This window comes from Paenibacillus sp. PvR133 (genome assembly GCF_017833155.1).
In the GTDB taxonomy this organism is placed as follows: domain Bacteria; phylum Bacillota; class Bacilli; order Paenibacillales; family Paenibacillaceae; genus Paenibacillus; species Paenibacillus polymyxa_B.
The window spans coordinates 5229559-5250691 of record NZ_JAFIBS010000001.1 but is presented as its reverse complement, the minus strand read 5'-3'; the positions used below and the strand labels follow the sequence as shown (position 1 = coordinate 5250691).

Sequence of the window (21133 nt, the reverse complement as noted above, 5' to 3'; positions counted from 1 at the left end):
CTTGAAGCGATTTAATTCGAAATCATTATAAAACATTCGTATGCATGTGTCATGAACAATTAGTATGAAGAGGGTCTTTAACACCAAAGGTAGTCCTTATTTGACTTTTTTCGCGGTTTTCAATATAATAGTGCCATTATTAACGGTTAAACAATCGCTGATGAGGAATAGTAGCTTTGTCTGGACATGTAGAGAGCCGGCGGGTGGTGCAAGCCGGTTGACAGTGCAAAGTGAACTCGCCTCGGAGATATGCGTCCAACGCAGGAACGCCCTATACAGGTGCTTGTATCCTGTTATTAACCCGCATCGGATCACCTCCGTTATCAGGTGCAAAGGGAGTAGAACGCGAAGAACGCTTTCTGCTAACTAGGGTGGTACCACGGGAATATAACCTCTCGTCCCTAGCGCTGACACGCTACGGGATGCAGAGGTTTTTTTGTTGCATACCGTTTGAGGAGGAAAAGACAATGACAGACACACAGCCGAAGCACGGCTATCAACCGCAAAGTATTGAACCAAAATGGCAGAAATATTGGGATGAGAACAAGACGTTCCGCACCGGGGAAGAGCCGGGCAAACCGAAGTTTTATGCTTTGGATATGTTTCCGTACCCATCTGGAGCCGGCCTGCATGTAGGCCACCCGGAGGGCTACACAGCTACGGATATTGTTTCACGATATAAAAGAATGCGCGGCTACAACGTACTGCATCCGATGGGTTGGGACGCCTTCGGTCTGCCTGCCGAGCAGCATGCGCTGGATACAGGGGAGCACCCACGCGAAATTACGGTGAAAAATGTAAATAACTTCCGCCGTCAAATCAAATCGCTCGGCTTCTCCTACGACTGGGATCGTGAAATCAGCACGACGGATCCTGATTATTACAAATGGACACAGTGGATCTTCATCCAGCTGTACAAGCGCGGCCTTGCATATGTAGCTGAAGTACCTGTGAACTGGTGCCCGGCGCTGGGAACGGTGCTAGCGAATGAAGAAGTTATTGACGGTAAGAGTGAGCGTGGCGGTCATCCGGTCGTCCGTAAACCAATGCGTCAATGGATGCTGAAAATTACGGAATACGCGGATCGTCTGCTGGAGGATCTGGAGGAACTGGATTGGTCTGAGAGTATTAAGGATATGCAGCGGAACTGGATCGGTAAGTCTACCGGGGCAGAGGTTCGTTTTCCAATTGAAGGCTATGACGAGCAACTCACAGTGTTTACAACCCGTCCAGATACACTGTTCGGCGCAAGCTACTGTGTGCTGGCACCAGAGCAGGAATTGGTGGATATTATCACTACGCCTGAGCAAAAGGATGCTGTGCAACAGTACCGTGAACAAGCTGCTCGTAAAAGCGATCTGGAGCGTACGGATCTGGCCAAGGATAAAACAGGCGTATTCACAGGAGCTTATGCAGTGAACCCGGTGAACGGCGAAAAGCTGCCGATCTGGATTGCTGACTATGTACTTGCAGGCTACGGAACTGGAGCGATTATGGCTGTACCTGCTCACGATGCGCGTGACTGGGAATTTGCCAAGCAATTCGGATTGAATATCATTGAGGTTGTCCAAGGTGGAGATGTGGCTAATGAGCCATATACTGAGGATGGACCGCACGTCAATTCCGGCCCGCTGAATGGACTTACCAACGAGGAAGCGATTCCGAAGATGATTGAATGGCTGGAAGCCGAGGGCAAAGGACACGGCAAAGTCACCTATCGCCTGCGTGACTGGCTATTCAGCCGTCAACGCTATTGGGGCGAGCCGATTCCGGTAATTCATCTGGAAGATGGAACGATCAAAACGGTTCCTGAGGACCAACTTCCGCTCGTACTGCCGGAGATGGACAATATCAAGCCTTCAGGTACAGGTGAATCCCCGCTGGCGAACGCAACAGATTGGATCGAAACCATTGATCCTGAGACAGGTATGAAAGCACGCCGCGAGACAAATACAATGCCGCAATGGGCAGGCAGTTGCTGGTATTACCTGCGCTTTATTGATCCGAAAAATGACAAAGAGCTTGTATCCAAAGAGAAACAACGTGAATGGATGCCTGTTGATTTGTATATTGGCGGAGCGGAACATGCGGTTCTTCACTTGCTGTATGCCCGTTTCTGGCATAAGGTACTGTATGATATCGGCGTAGTGGAAACGAAAGAGCCTTTTTATAAGCTGGTCAACCAGGGTATGATTTTGGGCAACAACAATGAAAAAATGAGTAAATCACGCGGTAATGTCATTAATCCTGATGATATTGTCAATACGTTTGGCGCCGATACGCTGCGTATTTATGAGATGTTTATGGGGCCGCTGGAAGCGACCAAGCCATGGAATGAGAATGGGGTAGAAGGAGCACATCGTTTTCTGTCCCGCGTATGGCGCCTGTTTGTTTCCGAGGATGGTAGCCTGAACGATAAAATTACAAATGACGGTGGTAGCGATGAGTTCAATCGTACTTGGCATAAAACGCTGAAAAAAGTAACCGAAGATCTGGATGCACTGCGCTTCAATACAGCGATCAGCCAGCTGATGATTTTCACCAACGATGCATACAAAGCAGACCTTCTGCCGCGTGCAGCAATGGAAAACTTCGTGCAAATGCTGTCGCCGCTTGCACCCCATCTGGCCGAGGAATTGTGGCAGCTGCTGGGGCACAATGATAGCATTACCTACGCGGCCTGGCCTGCTTATGATGAAGCATGGACGGTGGACGCCGAAGTGGAAATTGTTGTGCAAGTGAATGGTAAAATTGTGCAGCGTGCAACGATTGCCAAGGATCTTGATGCTAAAGCGATGGAAGCATTCGCTGTGTCGTTGGACAATGTTCAGCAGGCACTGGCCGGCAAAACGATCCGCAAGGTAATTGCTGTTCCAGGTAAGCTGGTTAATATTGTTGCCGGTTAATTGGCTTTAAGCCGAAGGAGACATCCACCTTTTGCATGTCTTCTTCATACTTGTTGTGCGTGGCTTGTATCAGCTCGGGAAAGACACTATGCAGGCTGATGTCCAACAGTGCGAGAGCTTCGGCGGTAATACCTCCGGGAACCGCCACTCTGGCCTGTAACTCGGCTGGTGTCATCCCGCCTTCCGTGAGTAGCTTTCCAGTGCCGATGATCATTTCACCGGCCAGGGCGCATAGCTCCGTACGGTCTATACCTGTAGCTTGAACTGCGGCTTGAATCCACTGGTCCATAAAAAAGGCCAAGAAAGCAGGACCGCAACTCGAAAAATCCGACGTGATTCGAGTATAAGATTCTTTAACCCGAATCGGCCTGCTGATGTGGGACATAAGCTCTTCCAGAAGGGTGCGGTCCTCCTCTGTAATCCGGCTTCCATGGATGCATAGTGAGGCTCCGCTGCCCACTTGGTGGGTGATACTGGGAATAATTTTGGACACTTTGGCTTTCAGTGCATGCTCCAAAATACGAATCTGCACCGGGCTTGTGATAGATACGACGATTTGCTCTTCTGTAATGACGTTGCGTATTTCATCCGTTACGGCTTTTGATTCCAGCGGCTTCACACAGATAAACAGAATATCGCTTTCCGCTGCCGTTTCACGGTTGCTTTGGGCTGCATGCAAACCTGGATAACGACGGGCTAGCTCGGTTACCTTGGAATGCGTTCGATTGCTTGCTGATATTTGCTGCGCCTTGAGTGCGTTAGAATTAATAAAAGACTCAATTAGCAGACTTCCCATGCTGCCAGTCCCGATAAATCCAACTTTCATTGTTCAACGTCCTCCTTTCATACTTTGCGGTATAGACGCTGTGCTGTCAGCTGTCATTCTTCTTAGTGTATGCGCCTGGTCTTGGCCGACATGACGAATTTTATGTCTGAGCATGTTAGATCGTGCCCGGGGTCGTACCACTTATTTGTGAAAATGCTCACAGCGAAACCGTATGGAGGTTGTTTGCACCCTCCGGTTTAACGGGAATTGGACAGACTTGCTCTGTTTGATTGAGACGGTGTTTTCAGTCGGCTCAATTTCCCGAAATCCATGTGGAGTAGGGGACGATACGGAAATGAAACGCGTATGGACAGGAACAGCGATAACGCTTGCTGTAATCGGGAGTGGACTTATTTTATTTGCCGGAGGACAGCGCTCTGAGCCGCAAGAGGAGTGGACTTTACTTAACCATAAGGTGGAGCAGGCTGTGGCGATGGATTCAGAGCCAAATGAGTCGCAGCGCAGCAGTGACTATGCCCAGAAAAAGCCTGCTGTAAAAGAACCCTCAGACAAAGCTGAGCGCAGTAGGAATGCCGAAGCCGCTGACAATGTGAAACGTGATACTGTGCAGATTTCTACTGGTGTATCTGCTGCTGCGAATCCGAGCTCAGACACAGGTATTGTTAGTTCGAGTGGTGCAACGACGAGTAGGACCAATACGGTAAGTGATTCGGTTACTACACCCGTTTCCGGCGAAAAAAAGGTAAACATCAACACGGCGACTGCTGCCGAGTTAATGGAGCTACCAGGGGTTGGGGCTAAAAAAGCCGAGGCTATTTTGAACTACCGTAATCAGCATGGGTCGTTCAAACGTGTGAACGATTTGGATCATGTAAAGGGAATCGGAGCTAAAATGTTGGCGAAAATGAAGCCGTATGTCAGCTTGTAACTTATATAAGATTACAATGTACAGGCCCTGAGAACGGCGGTAGCGGATATGGTTTACGTTTTAACTTGTTTATACGGGAGAGATGGAAATGAGTGCAGATGTACGCAAGGACTGGGACACCTATTTCATGGATATCGCTTATATGGTATCCACCCGTTCGCGCTGTGCGCGGCGTCATGTTGGAGCCGTACTTGTACAAGGTAAAAAGCTCTTGGGGACGGCCTATAATGGAGCACCATCCGGGGTGCCTGACTGTTCTGAGGCAGGCTGTATGATCTCAGAGGAGTATGAGGTCGTTCACCGTGATGGGCGCGAGGAAATGGTTAAGAAGCAGCGTTGTATTCGCACTATTCATGCGGAGCAGAACCTGCTACTGTTTACTGACCGAATTGATCGTGAAGGCTCTTCAGTATATGTCACTGACCAGCCATGCTGGACGTGTGCCAATATGTTGGCGAACAGCGGTATTGTGGAGATTGTATACCACAGACCTTATCCCAAAGATGCCGACAAGGTTCGTGCTATGATGGAGGAAAAGGGAATCGCCTTTCGTATGCTGAAGACCTATCATCCACCGAAAGAAACGCTGATGGATGTAATGAATTAAAAAGTAAACGAGGAAGAACCTCTGACGAATGCTATTTTGTCAGAGGTTCTTTTTGTTTTGCTTATTTTGGACAAAAAGCAATGTTTGCTACCGGAAGGTGATTGTATTCAAGCTAAGCTTGTGTTAACTAGACCTATATTGACCCTTACTGTTTGTTGGATTACAGGAAGTGCGGGAGCATGTCTGTATTCTGGACGGATGCTTTTGTTGCTCTGGGCGGGGGTTACCCTGATCTTTCCGCTTATAGCTTTATGGATGAAAATCCCCATCCGGCATATGGTATTACTTTGGCTTGCAATCAGCGGGGGTGGATTTCATTGGTATTGGCATGATACGCATAATGTTAGCAGTATTCCCGATGCTCTTCATGTATCGTCTTCTATGTTGGAAGACATGCCTGTTCAAGTAGCAGGGCTTATCGCTTCTGAAGTACAGGTAGATGGTGATCGAACACAGTTTGAGATGAGAGTCACCTCAATCAATCACTACGGAAGTCATTCGAAAAAGGACGAGAATCGTGCACTAATTTCTGAACAGGTCATTGTTCATATCAAGTTGGCTGCCAAGCAGGAACAGCAACTTTCGGCAGCGTGGCAACGTGGAGATGCAATCCTACTGCGTGGCACCTTAAAGGCTCCTGCAAAAGCGGGGAACTTTGGTGGCTTTGATTACAGTGAATACCTGCACACACAGGAAATCCACTGGCTTTTCAAAGGCGATGGGGCAGCCTCGTTACAGAAGCAGGAGGCTTCACTTTGGAACCGCTACACTTTGTTCAGATGGAATGATCAGCTTAGGGAGCAGCTAGGGCAGAGAATGGAATCGGCATTTACATCACTTCATCACGCGGGATATATGAAAGGACTGGTACTAGGGGTAACAGATGAGTTGGACCCAGCAACGTATAACGAGTTTACGCAGCTTGGTTTAACGCATATTTTAGCAATATCGGGGATGCATGTGGCGGTATATGCAGCTACACTATTATATTTACTCAAGCTACTAAGAGTTAGCCGCGAGACATCTCTTACGGTCGTGATGATACTCATTCCGGCTTATGTCCTGCTGACAGGTGCTTCTCCCTCTGTTGTGAGGGCGGGAATTATGGCGATGATCGGCTTGTTTGCAGCCCGACGAGGTATGCTCAAAGACGGACTTAATATTCTAAGTATATCCGCGTTGCTCATGCTGATTTGGAATCCATATTATCTACTTAGTGTCAGCTTTCAGCTTTCCTTTTTGGTGACAGGTGGGTTGCTCATTTATATGCCGCTTATGAAGCCGTTTTTCGCCAAATGGCCTTTCCTAATCGGCGGTGAAGTTGCGATTACAATTACGGCACAGCTTGTTTCGTTTCCAATGACGGTATTCTACTTTAATCAATTTTCGTTGTTATCATTTGCGGCCAATTTTGTGCTTGTACCCCTTATTACATATATCGTGCTTCCATTAGGTACGGTGGCGATGGGGCTTTCCTTTTTGTGGGGGGATGGGGCTCGTATTCTTGCGTGGCCGGCAGAGCAATTGAACGATTTGACCTTTTTACTAGTGAAATGGCTGAATGTAGATGATGCTTATGTGAGTATTTGGCCGTCTTCTTCCATCCTGTGGGTCATGGCGTATTACGCAGCTCTGTACAGTGTTTTGTACTGGCTCAAAAGGTGGCTGACATCCCGCAGGCAAACGAACGACATTACCGTCTTGAATTCTACTGCCATTTCATCACCTATATATACAGGATTAGCAGCTTCTCCAGAATGGGCGGCTATATTGCATACGGCTCCTGAACCTGAGGGAGCAGGGAAATTTGCTCGTCGACAGTGGAATGGTTATCGTCATTTGGCACTGGCTCTAAGTGTTATTGCTTGGCTTGGAATATTGTATACAGGTTACCAATCTCCTGGTGAGGCAAATACGGGAATTGTTCAATATCTGGATGTGGGCCAAGGTGACAGCATTTTAATTACAACGCCGGGCGGGAAACATATCTTGGTTGATGGTGGGGGTACAATGGATTTTGCGACAGGGAAAAATGCTTGGCGCAAGCGTGCAGATCCCTACGAGGTGGGTGAAGATACGATTGTACCCTTGCTAAAGCAACGAGGTGTGCATCGCCTGGACGCTGTCATTTTAACGCATGGAGATCATGATCATGCCGGAGGACTACAGGCTGTGCTTGACCAGATTCCTGTATCTACCTTGTTTTTTAACGGTACCCTGACAGATAAAACCCCATTCCGTAAGCTGTTGAACACGGCTTTAGACAAGCAGATCAAGCTGTATGGTGCACATCATAGTATGGAATGGGAACCAGACCAGGCTACGAAAATCCGCTTTCTCTATCCGTTTACACTACCGGAGAACGAATCTGAGCAGTTGCCTGTTATGAAGGAACAGAATCATTACTCTGTTGCCATGATATTGGAGATGGAGGGAGCCTCTTTTTTGTTCACAGGAGATATGGATGATGCAGCAGAGTCGTCGTTGCTCTCTGAATTAACTCGTTTTTCATCAAGTGTGAAAGATGGGGGAGCAACGGGGGAAGTTAGGAAAGCTATAGATGTCATGAAAATAGCACATCACGGCAGCAAGTACTCCACCTCGGAAGAGTGGTTATCCTACTGGCGACCGAAAGTATCTGTTATTTCGGTCGGTGCGACCAATACTTACGGACATCCGAATGAAGCGGTATTGGAACGTTTATCAGCAGTTAATTCTGCTATATATCGAACAGATACGATGGGAGAGATACAGATTCGAGCGCAGCAAGGAAAACTGAGTGTGCGGTACCAACGCTAAATAGTTTTTTCTATCCTTTTTTATCAGTACAACAACACATTAAAATGGGTGCTCACTCTCAGGAGTGGGCTGTTTGCTTTGAATCCAATCTGCATGGACAGTAGCTGTAAGCTTTGATAGAATCATATGAGTAATGAAAATGAGAATCATTATTAATGGGAGGAATATTGTGAGTTATTTTAAATTCAGAGCATCAGCTTGTTTGTTCATCATTTCGTTAATGCTGATATTGAGCGCATGCGCTACAAGTGGGGGTGGGACTGTAACAGAAAGCGGTCAATCGACTGCTCTCAAGACCACATCAACTGGAGATGAAGCTGCCACACGTACATATGAAAGTGATAAAGGTACAATTACTCTTCCTGAGCATCCCCAGCGTGTCGTAGTGGCAGTCGATGATTATGTAGGTGATGTGCTAGCACTTGGTATTACACCTGTAGGGGCTCCAGACACTGTATTTGATGCTCCATACTATAAAAAATATTTGAATGGTGTTGCAAATATCGGTGACAGTTCCGCATTGTCCCTTGAAAAGGTGATCACCCTGAAACCGGATTTGATCATTACCTATGATGAGAAAGCATATGAAAATCTGAAAAAAATAGCGCCTACAGTGTTTATTCCATATGGTAAATATCAATATAAGGACCGTCTGATGGAGCTGGGCAAAGTGTTAAACAAGGAGCAGGAAGCGAAGAATTGCCTGGCTGATTATGCAACCAAGATTGCTGAGAAGAAACAGGCTTTGTCTGACGTCATTGATTCGGGTAAAAAAATCGCTATTTTTGAGATTACAGGAAAAGAATTATATCTATATGGAAAATCTTATGGACGTGGAGGAGCCATACTTTATGATGAGCTGGGACTTCATGCTCCTGAGAAGGTAGAAAAGGCAGCGTTCGAGAAGGGATGGGCCAGCATTTCAATAGAGGCTTTACCGGAGATGCTGGGCGATGCCGATTATTTAATGTTGGGTATTAGAGGCGACGGAACAGACCAAGGAAAAGATATTTTATCTAAAAGTGTGTGGGAGAACCTTTCTGCAGTTAAATCAGGTAAAGTATATCAATACTCAATCGACGATTTTTATTTTCAAGATCCGATTGCTCTGACTTATCAATTAGAACTCATATCTGATTTTTTGGTTTCCAAGAAGTAACAATATGATCTTGCAGCTCGATAGGCTAGCATTTAGATGTATGTAGGAGCTAGGGGAAGGTGACTACCTTCCCTTTTTCTGTTATTCTAAGGGAGGATACGCTGGGGATTCTGGGCTTTTTGGTATAATTTTTTTTGTTAAAAAAATAAAATTAGTGTCAGACGTCTATCCTGCAACAATTTGCAAAAGGGATACGTCTGTAATATTGCAGGGAGAGGGGGATCCTTTGTGGTAGAGCAGGGACTCATTCGAGCCGCTCAATCGGGCGATCGCGACGCTCTCATTACCCTATTAAGAGAGATAGAACAGCATGTATACCGTACGGCATATTACATTCTAAACAATGAGCAGGACGCCATGGATGCTTCACAAGAAGCCCTCATACGGATCTATTCCAAAATTAACTCTTATGAGGAAAAAGCGCAGTTTAAAACCTGGGTCCAACGCATTGTAACGAATATATGCATCGACAAATTCAGAAGAACGAAGCCCTCGGTTTCCATTGACGAGCACGACATGATATTCAACGATCCCCAAAACGTGGAGGTCGAGGTGTTGACCACTTACATGGCACAGGATGTTCGTGAAGCTATACAACAACTTCCGGAGCACCACCGGACGGTAATTGTCTTAAGATATTTGCAGGATTTCTCCTATAACGAGATTGCAGATTCTCTGGATTTGCCGCTAAATACGGTCAAGTCATACTTATATCGTGCAAGACAGCAATTGCAAGGGCTACTTCAGGAATATCAGAAAGGTGGTGTATCAGGATGAAGTGTGGGGAAGAGGTGATGGATTGGATGCAGCGTTATGTGGATCATGAGCTGGGCGAAGAAGAGACGTCCCAATTAATGAACCATATTGCGACTTGCCCGGACTGTGCGGAAAAATTTCTTATTCTTCAGACACTCTCTCGCGAGCTGGAGGAATTGCCTGCGGTTTCCCCGGCGTTCAGCCTGGTGGATTCCATCATGCCTCAGCTTGATGCCATTGACCGCGCACGTGAAGAACAGGGAAGTGCGCTTCAGGAAATGCAGCCTGTGGCTGTAGAGCCTGGACCAGTGCCTAGACAAAGTACCCAGCCTACACCTTGGTGGAACCGAATGGCTGGACGCGCTGCCATGGGCGTGGCTGCCGCTGCTGTTGTACTGGGGATTGTAGTGTTTAACTTCGAGCCTAAAACAGTGCAGGATGCGGAAGGCATACTTACAACCCAGACACCCGAAGTGACGAATCCGCAGAATCAGACGGAAATTCTTCCAGGTACAGCCAATGGCAGTGGAGGCCGTGATGCAGCCATTGGTTCGGATTCTACACAGCAGCCGTCAGAGCAGGGGCAAGGAACGGATGCATCTCAGCTACCTGCGGATAAAGATCCTGACCTGAGCAAACAAGGTGCAAACGATGAAAAGAACTCTTCCAAACGGGATGCTGGGAAACGTGACGATCAGCGAGCTGGGGAGGAAGATTCGACGAAGTCTGCACCAGCTGAACATTCTTCTCGTCAGGATGAAGGGCAGGGGCAGCTACGTATGGATCGTCAGGTGACAAAGGAAAATCCGTCTGCTGGAGATGCTCCTAAATCTGAGGACAAACAGTTAAGTCAGGAAAAATCTGATCGATCCACGATTGCTCCTGCTGAACAGGTGGAACCGAAAATGGAAAAAGCACCCCTAGCGGATACGGGTACCGCTCAGGACGATAATAATGGTAATACAAGTACGAATGATTCTTCTTCGTCGCTTAGTCAGGATTTGAAGGTACAGGATCGAATTGCGTCAAATGAAACGTCGAAAGAAACGACTTCCAAAAGTATCACAAAGGATTCGGGCAATGCCTTGGGAACGGATAGCAGCAATGCAGCTTCTAATGATCAGCAATCATCCGTGTCGCAAGACCCGGTTCGTAAAGAAGGATTTGTATCTAATTCACTGGTCTCTCCGGACAACAATAATGCTTCCAGCTATAGTGCCCAATCTGCCTCTACAGATCAGCTCAACTCGCCAGATGGTAGCTATGCGGTGGCTATTGAGGGCAAAAAGCTGAAAGTGTATAAGCTTTCCGATAACGGTGTAGACCGAACAACACTGGAAGTCCGTACTCTAAAAGGTGCCTGGGTCAAAGGAAGCTGGTCAGAAGACAGCCAGACCTTTATGTATGAGACGGAGCAGGATGGGACAGCAAGTAAATATACGTACACCGTCCCGCGCAGCACTGGAAAATAGTTTCCGTAAGTTGGCACACTTTTAAAAACAGAGAATATACTATATGAACCGACGTCGTATCCCGACGGTCGAAAGTTTCTAGAGCTTTCTGCTGCCGTGTTGATATAGATGGTGGTGAAGGGATCCTGTCTATAGGCAGGGTCCCTTCGTTTGTATCATGACTTGCCTTCCGGTCGGATGTCGGGTACGATCAGTGGGTGGGGGGAACGGAAAATGGATGTAAAAACAGCCTCTAAGGCTATTCGCAAAGGCGACATTTCGCCAGTGTATTTGCTATACGGCAGTGAAAAATATCAAATGAAGCAGTTTGTTGAGATGCTTAAAGAGAAAGTGGTGGAAGAGGAGCATCGTGACTTCGCCATCATTCCTTATGATTTAACCGAAACGCCAATTGAGGTGGTCGTGGAGGAGGCGGAAACAGCGCCTTTTCTGGTGCCAAAGAAGCTGATTATTGTACGGGATACCAGTGTATTTGCAGCAGGCAAAGATAGCGGTAAGATAGAGCACCGGCTTGAGACGCTGTTGACTTATATGGATAACCCGACTGACTATAGCGTCATCGTTTTTACGGTTCAGGCTGAAAAGTTGGATGAACGGAAAAAGATTGTCAAAAAGCTGAAAAGTGATGCTTCGGTTATTGCTTTTGCTCCAATGGGTGGAGATGATCTTATAGCTTGGATCCATAAGCGTGCAGGAGAAAGAGAAGTGCAATTGGCTGCAGGAGCTGCTGAAAGCCTCATTCAATTCACAGGTACCGGGCTGCAATCCTTGGCTGCCGAGATAGACAAGCTCTGCTTGTACGCAGGAGCACAGGGAACGATCTTATCCGCTGATATAGAATCCCTGGTGCCTCGTAACACAGAGCAAAACGTATTTGCGATGGTTGAGGATCTGGCTAATTTGCGGCTGGATAAGGCGCTCAGTATTTTTTATGAGTTGCTTAAGCAAAAAGAGGAACCGATCAAGATTGCCGCTTTGATCACGCGACAGTTCCGTATTATGTTGCAGGTCAAAGAGCTGGCAGGTCAAAGCTATTCCCAGCAACAAATTGCGAGTCAGCTTAGTTTGCATCCTTATGGGGTGAAAGTTGCAGGGGACCAAGCGCGGAGGTTCCGTCCTGAGCAGCTGCGTCAGCTTCTCTACGAATTGGGCGAGCTCGATTATCATATGAAAACAGGTGTCGTTGACAAGGTACTGGGACTGGAGCTATTTTTGATGAAAATGGGTGCGGGGGCTTCAATCTAATCCCCCCATGTGCTGTTATAGAGTCAGCTCATGTAGCGTGGAAAGCTGACTCTATAAATTAACAAAAGTTATAAACTAAAAAAACCTGATCAGCCAAGGCTGGTCAGGTTTTTTTCATTAACGTATGAAAGTAGCTCTTGCTTACGCTTGAGCTGTAAGAGCGTTAAGTTTTTTCGCCAAGCGGGATTTCTTGCGAGCAGCTGCATTTTTGTGGATCAGACCTTTAGTTACAGCCTTGTCCAGCTTTTGGGAAGCTACTTTGAAAGCAGCAGCAGCAGTTTCAGCTTCGTTACCTACCAACGCTGTATCGGCAGCTTTTACTGCTGTACGAAGCGCGGATTTTTGGGAAGCGTTCAACGCACGGCGTTTGTCGCTAGTTTTAACGCGTTTGATAGCGGATTTGATGTTTGGCATTACATTCACCTCCTGTAAAGGCATTACTTATGAACACAAACGTTTCACAACTTAAAATATTTTAGCATGCCACACCTCAAATTGCAATAAGAAAACATTCTGAGGCGATGCGAATTACAGGATGAAAATGGATGTGCATAAACCTGTTGGGTGTCTCGCACACTATAGTCAAAGATGGTATCCAAGGAGGCTTAAAAGATGGATCTGGATTTGCAGAAGTATGCGGTACGCACGGATTTGGCATTAGAGGCAAGAGAACTGGCCGAACGGGATCAGCCTGTACCTCTGTCGGGCATAAGTGAGAACGTGGAGGAAGATAACGGAATCAAAATCACACGGCTGGACGTACTGAATGAAGAAGGAGCCAACCGTATTGGGCGGGTACAAGGGCATTACGTCACGTTGGAAGTACCCGGCTTGCGTGAAGGCGACACGGGGCTCCAGCAACGTGTAGCTATTGCATTTGCAAAAGAAATGGAGCATTTTATACAAAAAATAGGGATCTCTAATACGGCAAAGGTACTGGTGGTAGGTCTGGGCAACTGGAACGTTACTCCCGATTCGCTGGGGCCGCTTGTCGTTGAAAATTTGATGGTGACTCGTCAATTTTTTGAACTGACACCTGATCAAATCAACCCGGGCTATCGAGATGTGAGCGCAATTGCACCGGGCGTCCTGGGTATTACGGGGATCGAGTCCAGTGAAATCGTTCAAGGCATCGTGGATCGCACAAAGCCAGAACTGATTATTGCAATTGACGCTCTGGCGTCACGTTCACTGGAGCGCGTCAATACGACCATTCAGGTGGCTGATATCGGGATACATCCAGGTTCAGGTATTGGCAACAAGCGGCGCGGTATCACCAAGGATATTATGGGTGTTCCGTGTATCGCTATCGGCGTTCCGACGGTATGCTACGCTTCTACCATTGTCAATAACGTAATCGAACTGATGAAAACACATTTTACCAAAGAAAAGGCTTCTACAAAAGCAATCCTGGGGATGTTGGACGATATTTCAGAACCTGAGAGACTTGGGCTGGTGAGAGAGGTACTGCAGCCGCTGGGGCATGATCTGATTGTGACTCCTAAAGAGATCGATGAATTTATTGAAGATATCGCGAACATCATTGCTACTGGATTGAACGCTGCTCTGCACGAAGCTGTTGATCCTGGCAATGTCGCCGCGTATACGCATTAATCAAGGGTTGGTAAAATCGTATTTCGATACACGAAAGTCTCTATTTAACAGGAATCTAATTCTCTTTCAAAAAGGGAGGTGATATACCTGTAGTAGAGATTTTTTGTGTTCTAGCAATTGTTCTCCGTTCATAGAGTTGAAGTATAAGAGATTTCCGCAGCAGATAGGAACCCTATGTTCCGAATATAAAGCGGGTTTCGACGGGACGAAGGAGGACAAGGCTCACATGAAAAAAATTCAGACCTGGAACGTCGGAAGATGGAGAAGAAAAGGTATCGAAATTTTGGCGATGGGACATACGCTTGTGCTGCTGATCATGGGCTCGGCGCTTTTATTTGTCGTTTTGGGGCTAGGGGGATTGGCAGAAAATCGTCTACAAACATCTCCTGTTTCTTCGATGAAAGGATTGGCAGGTTCGGTGTCTAGCGGTTTTTTTGCGGATATGCTAGGTATGGAAGTACCTCATTTGGCACAAAAGAAGCAGCAATCTTCGTTGTCGGGTGAACAATGGTCGCCTTTTGTTTTTCAGATGCTTACAGGTATTAATCCGCAGGATCCCAAAAGTCTCATTTCTCGTGAAATTCCTGGCATGTCTGCGGGAGCGCCTGTCTTGCTGCGCAAGGGTTCGGGGAACACAAAGGTAGAGGGTCCTACGGATTATCAGCCCGATCAGGGAACGACGGATGCCCCTGGTGGCTCAGATGCATCTGAGAACCCACCGACTACTACGCCGGATATTCCGACAACACCGCAAACAGATCCGGCACGTGAAGATCATCCAGGTGATACGGCCAAAGGGGACAAGCGTATATTAATCTACCATTCTCATCCCAGAGAAGCATATAACCCACTACTCAGCAAAACCAGTTCCAACCCCAATTCAGGTTCTAAATCAGCCAATGTGTCAAGGGTAGGGGACTTCGTAAAGAAGAGGCTGGAAAAGCAAGGGATATCCACACTGCATGTAAACAAAGATTATGCCACTACAGTTCAAAATTACAATTGGAACTATTCCTATAAATATTCACGCGAAACAGTCAAGGAAGCTTTAGCTGGAAATAAAGGTTTAACTTATTTGCTTGATATCCATCGAGATTCACAACGTCACGGAAAAACAACAGCAACCATTAATGGGCTCTCTTATGCCAAGGTGTATTTTATTATCGGACATGACAACAAAAATTGGCGCGAAAATGAAGCTTTTGCTGCTCGTATTCATGAAAAGCTGGAAAAATCGTATCATGGCGTATCACGTGGTGTATGGGGGAAAGATGGTGGCAAAGGCAACAACGGTGAATACAATCAAAGCTTATCTTCGCATAGCATTTTAATTGAAATCGGGGGTATTGACAACACCGAGGAGGAGTTGAAACGCACCTCAGACGTTTTGGCGGACATGATCGGTGAAGTGTATTGGGAAGATCAGAAAGCTCAGAAAGCGGGCACTAACGTTTCGGATACAAAAAAGAGCAACAGCGGCAATTAAATGAGGTAGCGGTAAGGGGGGGAAGGTAATGTCTGGACATTTTCGTAATAAAGCACTTGGATTTGTATTGCTCATGGGGGCAGGTATTCTACTGGGTATGCAACTGGCAGGATCTGGCCTGCGTTCAGTGTATGGACCGGAATGGAACGGGGATACGATTCAATCGGTAAATCAACAGAAAGTCGGATATGAACAGACGGTTATTGAGGATACACCCGCAGCTAACGCTCGTGCATATAGCGGTACGTATAGCACAAGTGGAAATGTTAAGGTTGAGCCGAAAACGGGAGCGGGTATAAATGAAGCTAGTGGAAGGGAAGAAAATGAGGAGCAGACGGAACTCGGGGCATCCAGGTGGTATTCGACGACTGCGCAGCATGTCAATACTCAGGACCTGGAGACACCGCGTGAACTGTTAGCCGTCAAGGGACAACAAGCTTCGGTGGATACCATGGCGGACAAAACGGCTGGGCTGCTGCAAAACCTATCAAGACAGGGGATTCGATGGGTTGTGTCTGTTTTTGACGGAGTGACAGAATAGAAATATTGCTGACCCCCTATACAACTGCTATAATAAGCTGATTGACACTAGGCATTGTGTGGGGGTAAGGCATGACTGACATATTGGCAAGACAACGTAAAATTCGGAACTTTAGTATCATTGCACATATAGACCACGGTAAATCCACGCTGGCTGACCGGATTTTGGAATACACCGGTGCACTCACATCCCGTGAAATGCAGGAGCAAGTGCTTGATCAGATGGATCTGGAACGGGAGCGCGGGATTACAATCAAGCTCCAGGCAGTGCGACTCACTTATAAGGCCGATGACGGCGAAGAGTACATTTTGAATCTGATTGATACACCGGGACACGTCGATTTTACCTATGAGGTTTCCCGAAGCTTGGCGGCCTGTGAAGGGGCCTTGCTAGTTGTAGACGCGGCACAGGGTATTGAAGCACAGACATTGGCTAACGTATATTTGGCGTTGGACAACAATCTGGAAATTCTGCCGGTGCTTAACAAAATTGATTTGCCAAGTGCCGATCCTGAACGGGTGAAGCAGGAAATCGAGGATGTTATCGGCTTGGATACGAGCGAGACTGTCCACGCATCGGCCAAAGCTGGAATCGGTATCAAGGAAATTTTGGAACAGGTGGTCAGAAGCGTACCTGCTCCGCAAGGGAATCCGAATAATCCGCTGAAGGCGCTTATTTTCGATTCGCATTATGATCCATATAAAGGCGTTATTGTGTATGTCCGCGTCGTAGATGGTAGCATCAAGGCAGGTTCCAAAATTAAAATGATGGCAACTGACAAAACGTTTGAGGTTATTGAAGTTGGTGCTTTCATGCCACGTATGAGCATCGTGGACGAGCTGAACATCGGTGATGTTGGTTTTATCGTTGCTGGTATCAAGCATGTGGGTGATACGCGTGTCGGGGATACGGTGACAGATGCAAAAAATCCAACATTAGAACCGATGCCAGGCTATCGGAAAATTAATCCGATGGTATATTGCGGTCTGTATCCAATCGAAACATCGGAGTATAACGATCTGCGTGAGGCGCTTGAAAAGCTACAACTGAACGATGCTTCGCTCAGCTTTGAGCCAGAAACATCAAGCGCGTTGGGTTTTGGCTTCCGTTGTGGATTCCTTGGTCTGCTTCATATGGACGTTATTCAGGAACGGATTGAACGTGAATTTAACATTCCACTGATTACAACGGCACCAAGCGTTATTTACCGCATAAAGTTGACGAATGGGGAAACGATCCAGATCGACAATCCATCGAATTATCCGGAAATCGGACGGATTGAACATGTGGAAGAGCCCTATGTAAGAGCAGGTATTATCGTCCCTAATGATTACGTAGGTACGGTGATGGAGCTTTGTCAAACCAAACGTGGTGAGTACGTAAATATGGAATACTTGGATACGACACGGGTAACCATTACGTATCAAATTCCGCTGTCTGAAATCGTATATGATTTCTTCGATCAGCTTAAATCAAGTACCAAAGGTTATGCTTCCTTTGATTATGAGATTTCAGGCTATCGCCAGTCCAACCTGGTGAAAATGGATATCTTGTTGAATGGCGAGCAGGTCGATGCGCTGTCGTTCATCGTGCATAGAGATCGGGCTTATCATCGCGGACGTATTATCTGTGAGAAGCTGCGCGAGCTAATCCCGCGTCAAATGTTCGAGGTGCCAATCCAGGCATCTGTGGGAACAAAGGTCGTGGCGCGTGAAACCGTTAAGGCGATGCGTAAAAACGTCTTGGCCAAATGCTACGGCGGCGATATTTCCCGTAAACGGAAGCTGCTTGAAAAGCAAAAAGAGGGCAAGAAGCGTATGAAGCAGGTCGGTAACGTAGAAGTACCACAGGAAGCATTTATGGCGGTACTGAAAATAGATGAGTAAAGCTGCTTGAAGTATTCGTCCATTCTTTCATGGGGCATTTGCCGTGCATGGAGAATGGACGTTATTTATTTGAGCAAGCTATCCAGAGATGGAGTATTTGTTATCTCAGTTGCAAAAATAGTATAACAACAGTATCTTTAGCGTATTTCTAAAGATACTTTACTCTTACTGCAACACCTACATCACAAAAAATGACCGATGGTGGTGGGCAGCAGCAGAGTGGATGGAATCGTTCTGAAGAAGCGTTAGCGTTCGCCTTTATCCCCGGATTTTACCCTATTAAGTTTATTTACAAAGTAAAATCCGGGGGTAACAGCGATCGGAAGAATGATCCATTCACTGAGCGTTCTCCCCCCTCTTCGCCATTTTTTTCAATCACCACACACTGAATTGACAAGGAGGATCGGTATGACCGCATCCATACAAAAACATGAACATTCATCCGCGCCTCAAGCGGTTTACCTGCATATACCTTTTTGCACGAATAAATGCTTTTACTGTGATTTCAACTCTTATGTGCTCAAGGATCAACCTGTTATGGAATATCTGTATGCACTGGAACGGGAGATGGAACATACAGTCAAGCTTCACCCGCCAGGAGAGATTAAAACCATTTTTGTCGGGGGCGGAACACCAACTACCCTAAACCCGAAAGAAATGGAATATTTCCTGAAGAGCGTCCGAACCTATTTCCCAAATTGGGCGGAAGATATTGAGTTTTCCATGGAAGCCAATCCAGGCACCACTGATTTTGAAAAACTCTCTGTGATGAAGGAAGGCGGCGTCAATCGACTCAGCTTTGGTGTACAGGCTTTTCAGAATGAGCTACTCACAGGCATAGGTCGTATTCACAGTACAGATGACGTATATCGCAGTTTGGAAAACGCCCGTAAGGTTGGCTTGGACAACCTGTCGATTGACCTGATGTTCGGTTTGCCGAACCAAACGGTGGAGATGCTGCATGAAAGCGTCAGTAGAGCGCTAGAGCTGGAGCTTCCTCATTACTCTATCTACAGCTTGAAGGTTGAAGAAAACACACTCTTCCATACGCTGTACCAGAAAAATCAGCTGCCACTTCCACATGAGGATGACGAACTGGAAATGTATTTACTCCTCATGCGTCGCATGAAAGAAGCGGGGTATGAGCAGTATGAGATTAGTAATTTCGCAAAACCAGGCTTGGGGAGCAAGCACAACATGACCTATTGGCGAAATGAGGACTATTACGGTCTCGGCGCTGGGGCACATGGATATGTTGGCAGAGAGCGTCATATGAACATTAAAGGCATTAACCCTTATGTGGAGGCTAGTCGTAATGGTTTACCACGTCTGGATAGCTTTGAGGTGCCGGCGGCGGAAGCCATGGAGGATTTTCTTATGGTCGGTTTGAGAATGCTAGAGGGCGTATCCAAGTCCCGCTTTGAAGCTCAATTCGGTCAGGCATTGGAGGATACGTTTACTGCTCCTCTCGGAAAAATGCTCAATGCGGGGTTAATCGAATCAATTGAGGACGGTTATCGTTTGAGTGAACGCGGCATTTTGTTCGGAAATGATGTATTTGCAGAGTTCATCGGTTCAATCACGGTAAATTCATAAGTCGTAATTCGTAGGCTTCAATACAGCGCGTTTCAACTTCGTAAGCTGGGACAATCATTTTATAACAACATTCTGTCAAAGCAGGGTAAATGGAGTATTGCGATTCTATGCGTGATGTTGTATATTTATTCATTATATGCGGCAAGCGGCAGGAGGAGAGCAAGATGGCTTCAGTGTGTAAAGATGTATTGTGCAGAAGTGCGGTTCCTGAGGATGTGGAGCCTTTATATCAAATGATTAGCGGCTATGCAGAGCGGGGGATTATGCTGCCACGTTCGAGGGAATTGCTTACGCGCCAACTGGAGCTATTTATTGTTGCAGAGGTGGATGGCGAAGTTGTTGGTTGTGGTTCTTTATGCAAATTGGGCGCTGATCTGGTAGAGATTCGCTCCCTTGGCATCTCTGAGGGGCATAAAGGTATGGGTATTGGCTCCAAGCTCGTGGAGGGCCTTATTATAGAAGCACGGCGGCAACGTATTCCTAAAATTATGGCATTGACCTACGAGGTCTCCTTTTTTATAAAAAACGGTTTTGATGTAGTAAGCAAAGAGATTTTCCCTGAAAAGGTATGGACCGACTGCATTCACTGTAGTAAACAAAACAATTGTGATGAAATCGCAGTGTTGAAAGTACTGAACTGACCTGTCAATAATGAGGTCAGTTCTTTTTTCATCAGGACCTAATCATGCGTATATTATACAGCCTACATTGTTTAATCCTGATTCATTTCTCATATGTTTTGAGCAACCACCAAATGAATTGATGATGAGGCTCCAGTTCGGAAGGTATTCCATTCAGGCTTCTTATGGGATGGTCCTTATGATAATCAGTATCATTATAAAAGTATGCAGTGCCGTCTAATGGAACTCGGTGTTTATATTTATACAAGGCTACAACATATCTTTCAGACTCTCCGGTTCTGCTTGGACTATATGTATATCCTTCCCAATCGGCTAGTGTTAAATCATCGTAATGTTGTATAGCCGATATACTGTATTTTATTTGCTTGGGAATACCTGGACTGAATTCTTGAGGGTAAAATAAAATGGTATTCCACATGCTTAAAAGTATTGTAGGAATCAAGACCAAGGCATAACATAGGGGTCTTAATTTACGAATTAAATGGATGACTGAAATAATAAGGGCTGCATTGAGGATGAAAACTAATGGCAAAGCCACTATTCTTCCTAGTCCTGTATACGGAAACAACTTGATTAAAATCTGAAACATACAAATTGTAGGTAAAAGTGCGGTCGATGCGTATAAAAGGTTGCGGCGATTAGTTCTCAAATTTAATTCCTCCTCAAGCACAAAGAAGATGTAACGGTATAAAGACATAGTCTCGAACGAA

18 protein-coding genes and 1 other annotated feature are annotated in these 21133 nt (G+C 46.3%); of the genes, 15 read left to right on the top strand and 3 right to left on the bottom strand.

Annotated features, from left to right (window positions below; translation table 11 throughout):
• Nucleotides 1–148: 148 nt before the first annotated feature.
• Nucleotides 149–406 (top strand) — a binding site (T-box leader).
• 61 nt (nt 407–467) lie between these two features.
• Nucleotides 468–2906, top strand: coding sequence for a leucine--tRNA ligase (gene leuS, locus JOE49_RS22870; RefSeq protein ID WP_023989526.1), 2439 nt, complete (start codon nt 468–470; stop codon nt 2904–2906).
• On the opposite strand, the gene comER is transcribed toward leuS, so the two are convergent.
• Complete coding sequence (gene comER / locus JOE49_RS22865) at nt 2887–3732, bottom strand: late competence protein ComER (RefSeq protein WP_209942934.1); 846 nt, start codon at nt 3730–3732, stop codon at nt 2887–2889. The genes leuS and comER overlap by 20 nt on opposite strands.
• Before the next feature lie 295 nt (nt 3733–4027).
• Here comER and JOE49_RS22860 point away from each other — a divergent pair, with 295 nt between their 5' ends.
• The 8 genes from JOE49_RS22860 to holA all read left to right on the top strand — a co-directional run bounded on the left by JOE49_RS22860 (nt 4028) and on the right by holA (nt 12659).
• Entirely contained in the window at nt 4028–4621 is a 594-nt protein-coding gene (locus JOE49_RS22860) for a ComEA family DNA-binding protein (protein ID WP_209942932.1), read from the top strand.
• An 88-nt stretch (nt 4622–4709) separates the two neighbouring features.
• Nucleotides 4710–5228 carry a deoxycytidylate deaminase gene (locus tag JOE49_RS22855; protein WP_025723414.1) on the top strand — a complete coding sequence of 173 codons (519 nt, stop codon included), beginning with the start codon at nt 4710–4712 and terminating at the stop codon, nt 5226–5228.
• A gap of 179 nt (nt 5229–5407) precedes the next feature.
• Nucleotides 5408–5560: a hypothetical protein gene (locus tag JOE49_RS26870; protein WP_226887754.1), complete on the top strand. Its 153-nt coding sequence runs from the start codon at nt 5408–5410 to the stop codon at nt 5558–5560.
• A complete protein-coding gene (locus JOE49_RS22850) occupies nt 5490–8027 on the top strand; it encodes a DNA internalization-related competence protein ComEC/Rec2 (RefSeq protein WP_348635907.1) in 2538 nt (845 codons plus the stop codon). The genes JOE49_RS26870 and JOE49_RS22850 overlap by 71 nt, the downstream gene beginning before the upstream one ends.
• Nucleotides 8028–8196: 169 nt before the next feature.
• Nucleotides 8197–9186 carry an iron-hydroxamate ABC transporter substrate-binding protein gene (locus JOE49_RS22845; RefSeq protein ID WP_209942928.1) on the top strand — a complete coding sequence of 330 codons (990 nt, stop codon included), beginning with the start codon at nt 8197–8199 and terminating at the stop codon, nt 9184–9186.
• A gap of 228 nt (nt 9187–9414) precedes the next feature.
• Nucleotides 9415–9963 (top strand): RNA polymerase sigma factor, encoded by a 549-nt coding sequence (locus JOE49_RS22840; protein WP_023989520.1) that lies wholly within the window; start codon nt 9415–9417, stop codon nt 9961–9963.
• Nucleotides 9960–11414: an anti-sigma factor gene (locus JOE49_RS22835; protein WP_071558460.1), complete on the top strand. Its 1455-nt coding sequence runs from the start codon at nt 9960–9962 to the stop codon at nt 11412–11414. Before JOE49_RS22840 ends, JOE49_RS22835 begins: the two co-directional genes overlap by 4 nt.
• Nucleotides 11415–11627: 213 nt before the next feature.
• Complete coding sequence (holA, locus tag JOE49_RS22830) at nt 11628–12659, top strand: DNA polymerase III subunit delta (protein WP_209942919.1); 1032 nt, start codon at nt 11628–11630, stop codon at nt 12657–12659.
• A gap of 141 nt (nt 12660–12800) precedes the next feature.
• Here holA and rpsT read toward each other — a convergent pair whose 3' ends face one another.
• Nucleotides 12801–13073 (bottom strand): 30S ribosomal protein S20, encoded by a 273-nt coding sequence (rpsT, locus tag JOE49_RS22825; RefSeq protein ID WP_013311181.1) that lies wholly within the window; start codon nt 13071–13073, stop codon nt 12801–12803.
• A 198-nt stretch (nt 13074–13271) separates the two neighbouring features.
• On the opposite strand from rpsT, the gene gpr reads away from it, so the two are divergent.
• From gpr to JOE49_RS22795, 6 genes are all read left to right on the top strand, one after another.
• Nucleotides 13272–14273 (top strand): GPR endopeptidase, encoded by a 1002-nt coding sequence (gpr, locus tag JOE49_RS22820; protein WP_023989518.1) that lies wholly within the window; start codon nt 13272–13274, stop codon nt 14271–14273.
• A 226-nt stretch (nt 14274–14499) separates the two neighbouring features.
• Nucleotides 14500–15759 carry a stage II sporulation protein P gene (locus JOE49_RS22815; RefSeq protein WP_023989517.1) on the top strand — a complete coding sequence of 420 codons (1260 nt, stop codon included), beginning with the start codon at nt 14500–14502 and terminating at the stop codon, nt 15757–15759.
• A gap of 28 nt (nt 15760–15787) precedes the next feature.
• On the top strand, nt 15788–16300 hold the full coding sequence (locus tag JOE49_RS22810) for a hypothetical protein (protein ID WP_023989516.1): 513 nt from the start codon (nt 15788–15790) through the stop codon (nt 16298–16300).
• A 71-nt stretch (nt 16301–16371) separates the two neighbouring features.
• Entirely contained in the window at nt 16372–18186 is a 1815-nt protein-coding gene (gene lepA, locus JOE49_RS22805; protein ID WP_023989515.1) for a translation elongation factor 4, read from the top strand.
• A 408-nt stretch (nt 18187–18594) separates the two neighbouring features.
• The gene (hemW, locus tag JOE49_RS22800) at nt 18595–19782 is read left to right on the top strand and encodes a radical SAM family heme chaperone HemW (RefSeq protein ID WP_025723343.1); all 1188 of its coding nucleotides are present in this window, start codon (nt 18595–18597) and stop codon (nt 19780–19782) included.
• Nucleotides 19783–19946: 164 nt separating this feature from the next.
• Entirely contained in the window at nt 19947–20423 is a 477-nt protein-coding gene (locus JOE49_RS22795; RefSeq protein ID WP_068942395.1) for an N-acetyltransferase, read from the top strand.
• Between the two features lie 82 nt (nt 20424–20505).
• On the opposite strand, the gene JOE49_RS22790 is transcribed toward JOE49_RS22795, so the two are convergent.
• Entirely contained in the window at nt 20506–21072 is a 567-nt protein-coding gene (locus tag JOE49_RS22790; RefSeq protein WP_245248469.1) for a hypothetical protein, read from the bottom strand.
• Nucleotides 21073–21133: the final 61 nt, after the last annotated feature.

What these genes read in the sequence shown, in the direction of transcription:
- leuS (WP_023989526.1), top strand. Translation starts at nt 468, where the DNA reads ATGACAGACACACAGCCGAAGCACGGCTATCAACCGCAAAGTATTGAA.
- comER (WP_209942934.1), bottom strand. Translation starts at nt 3,732, where the DNA reads ATGAAAGTTGGATTTATCGGGACTGGCAGCATGGGAAGTCTGCTAATT.
- JOE49_RS22860 (WP_209942932.1), top strand. Translation starts at nt 4,028, where the DNA reads ATGAAACGCGTATGGACAGGAACAGCGATAACGCTTGCTGTAATCGGG.
- JOE49_RS22855 (WP_025723414.1), top strand. Translation starts at nt 4,710, where the DNA reads ATGAGTGCAGATGTACGCAAGGACTGGGACACCTATTTCATGGATATC.
- JOE49_RS26870 (WP_226887754.1), top strand. Translation starts at nt 5,408, where the DNA reads ATGTCTGTATTCTGGACGGATGCTTTTGTTGCTCTGGGCGGGGGTTAC.
- JOE49_RS22835 (WP_071558460.1), top strand. Translation starts at nt 9,960, where the DNA reads ATGAAGTGTGGGGAAGAGGTGATGGATTGGATGCAGCGTTATGTGGAT.
- holA (WP_209942919.1), top strand. Translation starts at nt 11,628, where the DNA reads ATGGATGTAAAAACAGCCTCTAAGGCTATTCGCAAAGGCGACATTTCG.
- rpsT (WP_013311181.1), bottom strand. Translation starts at nt 13,073, where the DNA reads ATGCCAAACATCAAATCCGCTATCAAACGCGTTAAAACTAGCGACAAA.
- gpr (WP_023989518.1), top strand. Translation starts at nt 13,272, where the DNA reads ATGGATCTGGATTTGCAGAAGTATGCGGTACGCACGGATTTGGCATTA.
- JOE49_RS22815 (WP_023989517.1), top strand. Translation starts at nt 14,500, where the DNA reads ATGAAAAAAATTCAGACCTGGAACGTCGGAAGATGGAGAAGAAAAGGT.
- JOE49_RS22810 (WP_023989516.1), top strand. Translation starts at nt 15,788, where the DNA reads ATGTCTGGACATTTTCGTAATAAAGCACTTGGATTTGTATTGCTCATG.
- lepA (WP_023989515.1), top strand. Translation starts at nt 16,372, where the DNA reads ATGACTGACATATTGGCAAGACAACGTAAAATTCGGAACTTTAGTATC.
- hemW (WP_025723343.1), top strand. Translation starts at nt 18,595, where the DNA reads ATGACCGCATCCATACAAAAACATGAACATTCATCCGCGCCTCAAGCG.
- JOE49_RS22795 (WP_068942395.1), top strand. Translation starts at nt 19,947, where the DNA reads ATGGCTTCAGTGTGTAAAGATGTATTGTGCAGAAGTGCGGTTCCTGAG.